Annotated in this window: 15 protein-coding genes; 14 read left to right on the forward strand and 1 reads right to left on the reverse strand. The window is 27.8% G+C overall.

Annotation, left to right across the window (positions count from 1 at the left end; genetic code table 11):
• Positions 1–8: 8 nt before the first annotated feature.
• The 13 genes from V2W16_RS01645 to V2W16_RS01705 all read left to right on the forward strand — a co-directional run bounded on the left by V2W16_RS01645 (position 9) and on the right by V2W16_RS01705 (position 10636).
• Entirely contained in the window at positions 9–347 is a 339-nt protein-coding gene (locus V2W16_RS01645) for a GIY-YIG nuclease family protein (RefSeq protein WP_138269544.1), read from the forward strand.
• Positions 347–1102, forward strand: coding sequence for an exodeoxyribonuclease III (locus V2W16_RS01650; RefSeq protein WP_138269545.1), 756 nt, complete (start codon positions 347–349; stop codon positions 1100–1102). The genes V2W16_RS01645 and V2W16_RS01650 overlap by 1 nt, the downstream gene beginning before the upstream one ends.
• Positions 1103–1651, forward strand: coding sequence for a hypothetical protein (locus V2W16_RS01655; RefSeq protein ID WP_329380393.1), 549 nt, complete (start codon positions 1103–1105; stop codon positions 1649–1651).
• Between the two features lie 90 nt (positions 1652–1741).
• Positions 1742–2731, forward strand: a complete 990-nt coding sequence (locus V2W16_RS01660) for a biotin--[acetyl-CoA-carboxylase] ligase (protein ID WP_329380396.1) — start codon at positions 1742–1744, stop codon at positions 2729–2731.
• A gap of 9 nt (positions 2732–2740) precedes the next feature.
• Positions 2741–3220, forward strand: a complete 480-nt coding sequence (locus tag V2W16_RS01665; RefSeq protein ID WP_329380399.1) for a GNAT family N-acetyltransferase — start codon at positions 2741–2743, stop codon at positions 3218–3220.
• Positions 3221–3425: 205 nt separating this feature from the next.
• A complete protein-coding gene (locus V2W16_RS01670) occupies positions 3426–3905 on the forward strand; it encodes a sigma-E processing peptidase SpoIIGA (RefSeq protein ID WP_329380402.1) in 480 nt (159 codons plus the stop codon).
• Positions 3906–3917: 12 nt separating this feature from the next.
• The gene (gene sigE, locus V2W16_RS01675; protein ID WP_329380405.1) at positions 3918–4613 is read left to right on the forward strand and encodes an RNA polymerase sporulation sigma factor SigE; all 696 of its coding nucleotides are present in this window, start codon (positions 3918–3920) and stop codon (positions 4611–4613) included.
• 240 nt (positions 4614–4853) lie between these two features.
• Complete coding sequence (locus tag V2W16_RS01680) at positions 4854–6308, forward strand: UDP-N-acetylmuramoyl-L-alanyl-D-glutamate--2,6-diaminopimelate ligase (RefSeq protein WP_329380408.1); 1455 nt, start codon at positions 4854–4856, stop codon at positions 6306–6308.
• A 33-nt stretch (positions 6309–6341) separates the two neighbouring features.
• Positions 6342–6893 (forward strand): hypothetical protein, encoded by a 552-nt coding sequence (locus tag V2W16_RS01685; RefSeq protein ID WP_171020619.1) that lies wholly within the window; start codon positions 6342–6344, stop codon positions 6891–6893.
• Between the two features lie 17 nt (positions 6894–6910).
• Positions 6911–7150 (forward strand): hypothetical protein, encoded by a 240-nt coding sequence (locus V2W16_RS01690; protein WP_329380413.1) that lies wholly within the window; start codon positions 6911–6913, stop codon positions 7148–7150.
• Positions 7140–8213: a 3-phosphoserine/phosphohydroxythreonine transaminase gene (serC, locus tag V2W16_RS01695; RefSeq protein WP_329380416.1), complete on the forward strand. Its 1074-nt coding sequence runs from the start codon at positions 7140–7142 to the stop codon at positions 8211–8213. Before V2W16_RS01690 ends, serC begins: the two co-directional genes overlap by 11 nt.
• Before the next feature lie 13 nt (positions 8214–8226).
• Positions 8227–9393 (forward strand): phosphoglycerate dehydrogenase, encoded by a 1167-nt coding sequence (locus tag V2W16_RS01700; protein WP_329380419.1) that lies wholly within the window; start codon positions 8227–8229, stop codon positions 9391–9393.
• Positions 9386–10636 carry a BaiN/RdsA family NAD(P)/FAD-dependent oxidoreductase gene (locus tag V2W16_RS01705; RefSeq protein ID WP_329380422.1) on the forward strand — a complete coding sequence of 417 codons (1251 nt, stop codon included), beginning with the start codon at positions 9386–9388 and terminating at the stop codon, positions 10634–10636. Before V2W16_RS01700 ends, V2W16_RS01705 begins: the two co-directional genes overlap by 8 nt.
• 58 nt (positions 10637–10694) lie before the next feature.
• Here V2W16_RS01705 and lexA read toward each other — a convergent pair whose 3' ends face one another.
• Positions 10695–11339 carry a transcriptional repressor LexA gene (gene lexA / locus V2W16_RS01710; protein ID WP_138268970.1) on the reverse strand — a complete coding sequence of 215 codons (645 nt, stop codon included), beginning with the start codon at positions 11337–11339 and terminating at the stop codon, positions 10695–10697.
• 181 nt (positions 11340–11520) lie between these two features.
• Between lexA and V2W16_RS01715 the strand changes: the two genes are divergently transcribed.
• On the forward strand, positions 11521–11859 hold the full coding sequence (locus V2W16_RS01715) for a LysM peptidoglycan-binding domain-containing protein (protein ID WP_138268971.1): 339 nt from the start codon (positions 11521–11523) through the stop codon (positions 11857–11859).
• Positions 11860–11997 lie beyond the last annotated feature (138 nt).

An 11997-nucleotide genomic window follows, 5' to 3' on the forward strand; every position in this document is an offset into this window, starting at 1 on the left:
AGAATAAAATGTATTATACATATATGTTAAGATGTGAAGATAATTCAATCTATACGGGTATTACAACAGATGTAAAAAGAAGAATGAAAGAGCATTTTGAAAGAGGAGAAAAATGTGCCAAGTATACTCTAAAACATCATGCAAAAAAACTGGAAGCCGTATGGGAAAGTGAAAACAGAGTTCTTTCTTCTAAACTTGAATACAGAATAAAAAGACTAAGTAAAATAGAAAAAGAAAATTTAATCAAAACCCCGAATAAGTTTAACATATATTTTAAAGATACATTAACCATAGATGAATATAAATATATAGATATAAAAAATTTAGATAAAGAGAGGAAAAAATAATGAAATTTGTAACATGGAATGTAAACGGGCTTAGAGCTTGTGTAAATAAAGGATTTATGGACTTTTTTAATGAAATTGATGCAGATATCTTTGCAGTACAGGAAACAAAACTTCAAGAAGGACAAATTGAACTTGAAATGGAAAACCACCATGATTACTGGGACTACGCTGAAAAGAAAGGGTATTCCGGGACTGCGTGCTTTGCTAAAAATGAACCTATAAGTGTAAAATACGGTCTTGATGATGAAAAATTTTCTAAAGAGGGAAGAGTTGTAACTCTTGAATATGATAATTTTTATTTTGTAAATGTATATACTCCAAATTCACAAAACGAATTAAAAAGACTTGATTACAGAATGGAATGGGAAGATTATTTTACAGACTACTTATGCGAACTTGATAAGAAAAAACCTGTTATTTTATGTGGGGACTTAAATGTTGCCCATACTGAAATTGACCTTAAAAACCCTAAAACAAATAAGAAAAATGCAGGATTTACAATTGAAGAAAGAGATAAAATGACAGCTTTACTATCTAAAGGTTTTGTTGATTCATACAGATACCTTTATCCTGACACTACGGGAGTATATACATGGTGGTCATATCGTTTTAATGCAAGAAAGAATAATGCCGGATGGAGAATTGACTACTTTATAGTAAGCGATAGAATAAAAGATAAAATAAATGACGTAAAAATATATTCTGACGTAATGGGTTCTGACCATTGTCCTGTTTTAATTGATATTGATTTATAAATGGAAGTAAAAAATATTACAAGAGATGATATAAATAAACTTGCTAATATTTTAACTAAAAATGAGATAAAAGAACTTACCTATAACCTTAAAAATGAAGATAATAATTTACGTTATAATTCATTTTTGATATTAAGACAAAGAAGCAAAATAAAAGAAGATGTGTATTGCTATTTTGATGTGTTTAAAGAAATGCTTTATAGTGAAAACTTATATCATAAACATATTGCAATTTACCTTATTGCACAAAACGCAAAATATTCAAAGAAATATAAAGATAATAAATTTAGTTTTCTTCTAAAGGGATACTTAAATTGTATAGATATTAAAAACTATATCCTTTCAAGGCACACTATCCAAAGCATTAAAATTTGGATAGATTATTATCCGGAATATGCAAAAAGAATAGCTTATTATCTAATGAATATAAACGTAAACTCATATAGAAAAAGCGGAAGAGAACTTATTTTATTCGATATAAAACAGACTTTAAAAAAGATAAACCAAATAATAGAAGATGATAAAATAAAAAGTTATATTTTAAGTTAATAAAAATAAATATATTCATATGTCAACCAATATTATAATTAATGTTGACATATGAATTTTTGTTTTATAATATATTTATGGGTGAAAAACATGAATAAAGATAAAATACTTGAAATATTAAAAGTGAAAAGCGGAGAAATTGTTTCAGGGGGCTTTATAGCAAATAAACTTAACATATCGAGAAATGCCGTTTGGAAGAATATTAACCTGCTTAAAAACGAAGGTTATGATATATCTTCCATAAAAAACAGAGGATATATGCTAAATAGCGATATAAGTTATTTAAACAAAGAAGAAATAGAAAAATTTCTAAATACCATTTTAATAGGAAGAGAACTTGAAATAGTTGAAAGAATAGATTCTACTCTTAACTATTTTAAAAATATGGAAAATAGTGAAAAAAGAGAAGGAAGAACCATAATAGCAAATGAGCAGACTTTAGGCAGAGGAAGAAGAGGAAGAAGTTTCTTTTCCCCAAAAAATTCAAATGCTTTTATAAGTGTTTTGTTAAAACCAAAATTCAGCGTAAGTGACATAAATTTAATTACTATAATATGTGGTTTAAGTGTAGTGGAAGCTGTTAAGGAAATATGCGATATTGACTGCGACATTAAGTGGGTAAATGATGTTTATATAAACGGAAAAAAGATTTGCGGAATTTTAACAGAGGGAATTTTAAGCGTTGAAAACGGAAGTATAGACAGTGTGATTATAGGTGTTGGAATAAATATAAACCGTCCAAAAGATACACCCGTTCCAAAAAAAATAGAAGATATAGTTGGGTTTGTAAATGACTTTACGGGAAGAAAAGAAAACAGAAATAAGTTTATAGCAAAGTTTTTAAATGCCTTTGAAAAAAGATATATTAATTTTGACAAAAAAGCTTTATATTTGGAATATAAAGAAAAAATGTTATACTTAAACGAGGAAGTAACTTGTTTTATCGGAAATGAAACAATTCAAGGAACCCTTATTGATTTAAACAAAGATTTTTCTATTAAGATAAAAACAAACGAGGGTGAAATAAGAAACTTTAACAGCGGTGAAATAAGTTTAAGAAAAAAAGGAATAAATATGTAAGGAGTAATTATGGACAGTAAAATTTCATTTAGATTTGCAAAAAAAGAAGATACAGGCTTAATTCTTGATTTTATTAAGAAGCTTGCGGAATATGAAAAACTTCTTGACGAAGTAGTGGCAACAGAAGAAAAACTTGAAGAATGGATTTTTGAAAAAGAAAAAGCAGAAGTTATATTTCCCTTATATGATGGAAAAGAAGTAGGATTTGCTTTGTTCTTCCATAATTTTTCAACATTCCTTGGAAGAAGCGGTATATACCTTGAAGATTTATTTGTACTTGAAGAATACAGAAAAAAAGGTCTTGGAAAAGCAACGTTAAAACAACTTGCTAAAATTACAGTCGAAAGAGGCTGCGGAAGACTTGAATGGTCTTGTCTTGATTGGAACAAGCCAAGCATAGATTTTTATTTGTCTCTAAAAGCTGTGCCAATGGAAGGATGGAGCGTTTATCGTTTAACTGGAGAAAGTCTAAAATCTCTTGCAAAATAAAATTAATTTAACATAAAACAGCACTTAAAAACAATTAAGTGCTGTTTTTATTTTCTTGTTACAATAAAGAATTTTAATGTGATAAAGAATAAATAATAAATTAAAATTTTGATTTTATTATATTCTTTTATAACAAATTCATATAATTTCATTATGACAAAATCATTTATCCAAAGAATGTAAAATGTTTTTCGAGGTGGGATATATGAGTTTTAAAAAGAAATATTTATTTGTAATTTTTACTTATGTACTTGCATATTTATTTTTTAGGAGAGTAAAGAATCCTTCTTTGAATTACATATGTACCCTTTATTATAAAGATAGATTTGTTTCATGTAAAGGTTTTTTAGATACGGGAAATCTCGTTAAGAATTCGAAGGGAAAAGACGTAATAATAATAGACAAAGACATTATTAATAATCTTTTAAATTTGAATTTATCTTTTAAAACAATGAATTATAACGATTATTTTAATACATATAATAACCTTCCTTTCGATTTAAAACAAAGACTTTCTTATACATTTTTAAATTATCAAAGAGAAAAAATCATTTTACCTATCTTAAATTTAGACAAAATCATTATAGAAAAAAAGGATTTTAAAAAGACAATTTATAATCCATGTGTTGGAGTATTAGATATTAATGAGTCTCTGGCTCTTCTTCCGTTATCAATATTAAAATAAACAGGGGGCTTTATGTTTAAATTATTTACTTTATTTAAAAAAAACAAAAAGAATAAATTATTTTATATTTCGGGTTCTTATATGTTACCTCCTCCTTTAACAAAGGAAGAAGAAGCAAGAATTTTAGATGAACTTCAAAAGGGGGAAAATAATGCTGCAAAAACAATTTTGATAGAGAGAAATTTAAGGTTAGTAGTATATATAGCAAAAAAATTCGATACATCTTCAACAGGGGTGGAAGATTTAATTTCAATCGGAACAATAGGACTTATAAAAGCAGTTAAAACATTTAAAGTAGAAAAGAACATAAAACTTGCAACTTACGCATCAAAATGCATAGAAAACGAAATATTAATGCATCTTAGAAAAGTAAACAGAATAAAAGGCGAAATATCTCTTGATGAACCTTTAAACGTAGATTATGACGGAAACGAGCTTTTACTTTCAGATATACTGGGAACAGCAACAGACCCCGTAAAAGATAAAATAGACAGAGATGTTAACAAGGAAATTATGCTTGAAGCAGTTAATAATTTAAAAGAAAGCGAAAAAGAAATCATAAATTATCGCTTTGGCTTAAACGGAAAAGAGAAGAAAACTCAAAAAGAACTTGCAAATATGCTAAATATTTCTCAGTCTTATATTTCAAGACTGGAAAAAAGAATAATATCTAATTTAAAAAAGGAAGTGAGAAAGATGTGTACATAAGAAGGTTTATACCTTCTTTTTTTAATAAATAACCTAACTTTGAATAAAAGGTATTTATTTTATTTTAAAATAATGTTATTATTTATCTTAGAATATTTAAGAATAAAATTCTAACAAATATACACTTTTTATATTTCTTAATACTAAGAAATTTTTTTATTACAATTTTAAAATATTATTCTTAATAATTTTATAATCTGCCTTTTTAAGATAAGGTAAAAATATTTAAGGAGTATTATTTTGAATTTAGAGGATATTATAAGCGGTTACGATTATGAGCTAACCGGGGGGAAAAATATAGAAAACATAAAAATTGACAATATAGAATTTGACTCAAGAAAGTGCAGAAAAAACACTTTATTTGTTGCAATAAAAGGTTACGAAACCGACGGACATAAATACATAAAAAGTGCAATAGACCTTGGAGCAACAGTAGTTTGTCACAGTGAAGAACTTGATAAATATGAGGAAAACATAGTATATATAAAATGCAAAAATACAAGAAATGCACTTGCATATTTTGCAAATAAATTTACTTCTTTTCCAAGCAAGGAACTTAAGTTAATCGGAATAAGCGGTACAAACGGTAAAACGTCTTTTTGTGATATGGCGGGAACATTATTTGAAAATTTAGGTTTTAAAAGTGATTATATAGGAACTTTGGGAAGAAAAAATACAAAACTTAAAGGTCAAATAATAAGAACAACGCCTGAAATCACAGAACTTACAAAAGACTTCAGAGAAATGGTAAATAATAAAGTAGATTATTGTTTTATGGAAGTTTCGTCCCATGGTCTTGTTTTGGACAGGGTAAGCTATTTGAATTTTTACATAGGTGTATTTTCAAACTTATCTCAAGATCATTTGGATTTTCATAAAACAATGGAAAATTATTATCAGGCAAAGAAAAAACTTTATTATATGGTTGATAAATTCAGTATTATAAATACAGACGATAAATACGGTAATAGACTTTATAATGAGTTAAAAGAAGATAAAGTAAACGTAATTTCCTTTGGCATGAATGAAGACTGTGATTATAAAATAGTAATAAACGATTTAAGTTTGGAAAAATCCGATTTTACTTTGGTAAATAAAGATAAAGAATATAGATTTGAAACTTACAGTATCGGAAAGTTTAATATATATAATATTACACCGGCGATAATAATTGCCCTTTTGGAAGGTTTTTCTTATGAAGAAATAAAAAATGCAATTAAGAAATATCACGGTACAAACGGCAGAGTTGAAAAAATCCATAAAGACATATTTATAGATTATGCTCATACTCCGGACGCAATGGAAAATGTTTTAAAACTCGTTAAAGAAGTAAGCAGTAAAAAAATTACTCTTGTGTTTGGATGTGGAGGAAACAGAGATCATGGGAAAAGACCTATGATGGGAAGTATCGGTGAAAAATATGCTGATAATATAGTCTTAACAATGGACAATCCAAGAAAAGAAAACAACGACGATATAATAAACGATATTCTAAAAGGAATAGAAAACAAAGACAAAGTTAAAGTTATAAATGATAGAAAAGACGCTATAAATGAAGTTGTAAAACATAAATTAACAGATGAAAACGAAATTGTACTTATTCTTGGAAAAGGACATGAAACTTATCAAGAAATAGGGGATAAAAAGATATTTTTCTCTGACAGAGATGAAATTTTAAATGCATTAAAAAATTAATTTACAAATTACATATTTTAGATGGGAATAACAATGGAAAGAAAAAAAATATATATAGTTCTTACAAGCACAAGAACAATGTTAGCAAGAGCAATAAGATTATGTGCAAAAGAAACTTACAACCATGTTTCAATATCTTTGGATAAAGAACTCAATGAAATGTATTGTTTCGGTAGAAGAAGTCCAAGAAATCCTTTTATAGCAGGATTTATAAAAGAAGATTGGGATAAGGGATTCTATGCTGTATATAAAAATATACCTTGTCTTGTTTATGAATGTGAAGTAGACGATGAGGTTTATAATAACATAAAAGGGATAATTGAATATTTTTATTCAAATAAGTTTTCATATAAATTTAATATAATCGGACTTGTGGGAAATGGAATAGGGCTTGACATACAAAGAAAAAACAGATATTACTGTGCTGAATTTCTATCCTATCTTTTTGAAGAAAGTGGATTTTATTCATTTAACGAAGCCCATACAAGAAGACGTCCAATGGATTATAAAGAATTTTTAAATAGCAAATTAATATACAATGGTTATATAAGTGAATATAAACATAAATGCGAACAATTAATTTAGTATAAAGGATATAAAATATGAAATTGATTTTGGCCGTTCTTGCAGGAATTATTTTTATAGTTTTAGTATTTTTGTACGCAAGAGGAATTACACAAAAGTATAATAAAAGAATAGATTCTATTGCAAGACATTATGGATACAGAAATTATAAACATATGGCAAAAGAAGCAGAAAAAAAAGAACAAAGAATTTTAAGACAAAGAAGAATAGAGCAGAAATTTAAAAGGGAGGAGTGGTTAAGAAGACATGGAAGGTAAAATAAATTTTTCGGCATCTTCACCTGTTATGCCAAAAGAAGTAATAGAAAGAATAAATAAAAATATTGTTAACTTCAAAAACAGCGGGTTTTCAGCCTTAGAACTTAACTATAAAAATCCTCTTTTTATTGACTTAATAAATGAAACACGTGAAATACTTAAAAAACTTCTTCATCTAAATGATAATATGGAAATATTATTTATAAACGGAGGAGGCAGTATGCATTTTGACATGGTTCCTCTAAATTTTACAAATGAAGATGATACGGTAAGCATAATAAACAGTGATTTATGGACAAACAATGCAGTAACAGAAGCAAGAAAATATGCTAATGTAGATGAAATAAATCTAATAAACCATAAAGGTTCGCTTCCAAAAATCACATTAGATGATATAGATAAAAACAGTAAATATTTGTTTATGTGTACAAACAATACTTCATCAGGTTCTAAGTTTAATAAAGATAAAATACCTGATGTAGAGGGGATACCATTAATTTCCGATATGACATCGAATTTGTTAAGTGAAACATATGATATAAACAAATTTGATTTATCTTTTGCAAGCAGTGCAAAAAATATGGGAACAAGCGGTATCAGCGTTGTAGTTATAAACAAAAATTTATTTGAGATAGAAACAAACAGAAATGTTCCTAAAATTCTATCCTATAAGGACTATTATTACTCGGGTAACTCCTTTACAACTCCAAATACATTTGCGGTATACATCATTTACGAAATGGTTAAGTACCTTTATGAAAATGGCGGGGTAGAGGAAATTGAAAAAATAAACATTGAAAAATCCAATTTACTATATGATTTTATAGATAACAGTAAATTTTACGATAATGACATCGTAAAAGAAGACAGATCGGTAACTTCCTTGATATTTAAAACAAAAAATAACGATAATTTTATCAAAGAAGCAAAAAAACATGATATAATAAACATCAGTACCTCCATGAATAATGCCGTTAGAGTAGGGCTTTATAATGGAGTAAGCATTGAAAATGTAAAAAAACTGATAGACTTTATGTATGAGTATGAAAAGAAAAACATTTAAGGAGAGTGTCAAAATGTACAAAATCAAAACTTTTAACAAAATTGCTGAAGAAGGATTAAGTTTACTTGGAAAAAATATAGAGGTACAAGACTCTAAAGATTATGACGGAATTATTTTAAGAAGCTTTAATTTAAAAGAAGAACCTATTTCAAAAGAATGTAAAGTAATTGCAAGAGCCGGTGCAGGATATAATAACGTTCCTGTTGAAGAATGTACAAAAAACGGTGTTGTTGTAATGAATACACCTGGTGCAAATGCAAACGCAGTAAAAGAGCTTGTATTATGTGCATTCCTTATGGCTGCAAGAAATATTATCAAAGGAACAAAATGGGTTCAATCATTAGATAAAAACTCTGATGTTACCGGAATAATTGAAAAAGAGAAATCTAATTATAAAGGAAACGAACTTGCAGGGAAAAAAGTCGGTGTTATCGGTCTTGGAGCGATCGGTGTTTTAGTTGCAAATGCACTTGACTCTTTAGGTATGGAAGTTTATGGTTATGACCCATACTTATCAGTAGAACATGCATGGAGTATAAATAAAAACATCAATAGAAGTTATGATATTGAAAAAATATTTGAAAAATGTGATTTTGTAACAATTCACGTTCCTTTAATGGAATCGACAAAAGATACAGTAAATAAAGAAGTTTTAGATAAAGCTAAAGACAATATTAAAATCTTTAACCTTGCAAGAGGTGGGCTTGTAAATGATGATGATATTTTAGAAGCTGTAAATAGTGGTAAAGTTTCTTGTTATGTAACAGATTTCCCTAATGAAAAATTACTTGGAAACGAAAATATCATTTGTATTCCTCACCTTGGAGCATCTACTCCGGAATCAGAAACAAAATGTGCTGTAATGGCAGCAAGACAAGTAAGAGAATACTTAGAAAATGGTAATATTATAAACAGCGTTAACTTCCCTAACTGCGATTTAGGAGCAATAGAATCAAAAGCAAGAATTTGTATTATTCATAAAAACATTCCTAACATGGTTGGACAATTTACTGCATTACTTGCAAGCAACGATGTAAACATCGCAAACATGATTAATAAAAGTAAAGGTGAAAATGCTTACACAATGATTGATACTGATACAGATGTAAGCGAATATATCGAAGAAACATTAAATAATGTTGAAGGTATAGTTTCTGTGAGAGTACTACATAATGACTAATAATTTATCTAATTTAGATGTTATAATCATAGGAGGAGGTGCTGCCGGTATTATGGCGGCTATCTCCTCTTTAGAATGTAATAAAAAAGTTTTGTTAATAGAAAAAAACGAAAAAATAGGCAAAAAGATTTACATAACAGGTAAGGGAAGATGCAACGTAACAAACAATAAAGATATATCGGAATTCTTTGACCATATAGTTAAAAATAAAGAATTTTTATATAGTGCATTATACACTTTTGATAATACACGTCTTCTTGAAATGCTTAACAAAAACGGACTAAAAACAAAAGTTGAAAGGGGAGACAGAGTTTTTCCCGTTTCAGATAAAGCAAGTGACGTTACAAAAACTCTTTTAAACATAGCTAAAAAATATCCTGATTTTAATATAATGTATAATATAGAATTAAAGGATATAATTCTAAATGAAAATAACGAAGCCATAGGGGTTTTACTTAATAATAAAGAAAAAATATATGCTAAAAACATTATCCTTGCAACAGGGGGTAAAAGTTATCCTTCTACAGGAAGTGATGGATACGGATATATAGTTGCAAAGAAACTTGGGCATAAGATTATAAATCCAGTACCTGCCCTTGTTCAGATGTTAAGCGGTGATAAATGGGTTCATGACCTTATGGGGCTTAGTCTTAAAAACGTAGATGTAACTTTAATGATAAACGGTAAAAAGAAAAATTCACAGTTTGGAGAACTTCTATTTACTCATAAAGGTATATCAGGGCCTACAATCCTTTATTTAAGTAATTTTATTAATATGGATAAATTATCTGATACAAAGATAAAAATCGATTTAAAGCCTGCTCTTGACTTTAAAACTCTTGAAAAAAGAATTATAAGGGATTTTGAAAAGAACCAAAATAAAATGGTGAAAAATTCACTTGATTTACTTCTTCCAAAATCGCTTGCGGCAAAAATCATAGAACTAAGCAAAATTAATAAAGAAAAACAAATAAACCAAATAACAAAAGAAGAAAGAAAAGTTATTTTAAATTTAATCAAAGACTTACAAGTTAATATAACAGGTCTTGGAAGTTTTAAAGAAGCAATTATAACAAACGGAGGCATAAACGTAAAAGAAATAAATCCTTCTACAATGGAATCAAGACTTATTAAAAATCTATTCTTTGCCGGAGAAATAATCGACGTTCATGCTGTTACAGGTGGATATAATTTACAAATTGCTTTTTCAACCGGTTATCTCGCAGGACAAAATTTACATTAAGAACGCATAAGCGTTCTTTTTTTATAAAAAAAAGAAGGAAAAAATCCTTCTTTTAATTTTATGAGAACATTCTTATTACACCGATAACTTTTCCCAAAATCTGACAGTCTGTTGAGTAAATAGGCTCAAAAGCAGGGTTTTCAGGTTGTAATCTTATTCTGTTCGGTTCTTTGAAAAATGTTTTTACAGTTGCTTCATTTTCTATTAAAGCAACAACCATATCATGATTATTTGCAGTATTTTGTTTTTTTACTATTACCATGTCACCATCAAGTATTCCCGCATCTTTCATGCTTTCACCTTTTACATTTAGCATAAAACATTCTTTTGTCCCAACAAAAGAACTTGGAAGGGGATAAGTATCTTCAACGTTTTCTTCAGCCAAAATAGGAAGTCCTGCCGCAACGTTTCCGATTATAGGAACATTTATGACATCATCTACCATACTAACTTCATCATAACTTGGTTCATTATTTGTAAAAGGAGAAAACCCAACAACTTCAATAGCTCTTTGTTTTGATACTCCTCTTTTAATATAGCCTTTTTTCTCAAGGTTGTTTAACTGGTTATGCACTGAAGAAGTTGAAGTAAGCCCAACATTTGCTCCTATTTCTCTTACTGATGGCGGATAACCTTTATCTTTAAGTTCTTGTTTTATAAACTCTAATATCTTTATTTGAATTTTGGTTAAATCATTATACATAAAAATGACCTCCTACTATTATATAATTATATTATACATAAAAAACGAACATTGTCAAACTTATGTTCTAAATTATTCAAAAATTTGTTCTAAAAATATTGACAAATAGAACAACTGTTTGGTATAATACAACCATAGAAAACGAACAAAAGTTCTTTTATATTAATAGGGGGACAAAAAAATGAATCAAAGAAATAATTTAAACAAACAAAGAAGAATGAGAATGATAAGAAGAAGAAAAGCAAGATTAAGAAAAAGAATCATTTGTACTGTTATGATTATGTTTATAATTGCTATGATTCCTTCTTTTATGAATAATATTAAAGCTAAAAACTTATATGATGTACATTATAAAGTTTATACCGTTCAAGCAGACGATACTATATGGGATATAGCACAAAATATTACAGATGAAAAAACAGATGTAAGAGAAACTATATATAATATTGAGAAATTAAATAATTTTGATAAAGGATATTCTTTAAATGTCGGACAGACAATTAAACTTCCAACTTATTAATTTTATTTTTTTTAACATAACAATCGAACAAATTATCTAATATATAATTTTAACATGAATATATGTTCGATACACATCAGCTCCCGACCCTCTTTAGGGATAATATAAACATATTGTAAACTCTAAAAAAAGACTGGC

This window comes from Anaerofustis butyriciformans (assembly GCF_036289385.1).
Taxonomy (GTDB): domain Bacteria; phylum Bacillota; class Clostridia; order Eubacteriales; family Anaerofustaceae; genus Anaerofustis; species Anaerofustis butyriciformans.

Excerpts from the sequence above, each read along its gene's own strand:
- V2W16_RS01645 (WP_138269544.1), top strand. The coding sequence starts at position 9 with ATGTATTATACATATATGTTAAGATGTGAAGATAATTCAATCTATACG.
- V2W16_RS01650 (WP_138269545.1), top strand. The coding sequence starts at position 347 with ATGAAATTTGTAACATGGAATGTAAACGGGCTTAGAGCTTGTGTAAAT.
- V2W16_RS01655 (WP_329380393.1), top strand. The coding sequence starts at position 1,103 with ATGGAAGTAAAAAATATTACAAGAGATGATATAAATAAACTTGCTAAT.
- V2W16_RS01660 (WP_329380396.1), top strand. The coding sequence starts at position 1,742 with ATGAATAAAGATAAAATACTTGAAATATTAAAAGTGAAAAGCGGAGAA.
- V2W16_RS01665 (WP_329380399.1), top strand. The coding sequence starts at position 2,741 with ATGGACAGTAAAATTTCATTTAGATTTGCAAAAAAAGAAGATACAGGC.
- V2W16_RS01670 (WP_329380402.1), top strand. The coding sequence starts at position 3,426 with ATGAGTTTTAAAAAGAAATATTTATTTGTAATTTTTACTTATGTACTT.
- sigE (WP_329380405.1), top strand. The coding sequence starts at position 3,918 with ATGTTTAAATTATTTACTTTATTTAAAAAAAACAAAAAGAATAAATTA.
- V2W16_RS01685 (WP_171020619.1), top strand. The coding sequence starts at position 6,342 with ATGGAAAGAAAAAAAATATATATAGTTCTTACAAGCACAAGAACAATG.
- V2W16_RS01690 (WP_329380413.1), top strand. The coding sequence starts at position 6,911 with ATGAAATTGATTTTGGCCGTTCTTGCAGGAATTATTTTTATAGTTTTA.
- serC (WP_329380416.1), top strand. The coding sequence starts at position 7,140 with ATGGAAGGTAAAATAAATTTTTCGGCATCTTCACCTGTTATGCCAAAA.
- V2W16_RS01700 (WP_329380419.1), top strand. The coding sequence starts at position 8,227 with ATGTACAAAATCAAAACTTTTAACAAAATTGCTGAAGAAGGATTAAGT.
- V2W16_RS01705 (WP_329380422.1), top strand. The coding sequence starts at position 9,386 with ATGACTAATAATTTATCTAATTTAGATGTTATAATCATAGGAGGAGGT.
- lexA (WP_138268970.1), bottom strand. The coding sequence starts at position 11,339 with ATGTATAATGATTTAACCAAAATTCAAATAAAGATATTAGAGTTTATA.
- V2W16_RS01715 (WP_138268971.1), top strand. The coding sequence starts at position 11,521 with ATGAATCAAAGAAATAATTTAAACAAACAAAGAAGAATGAGAATGATA.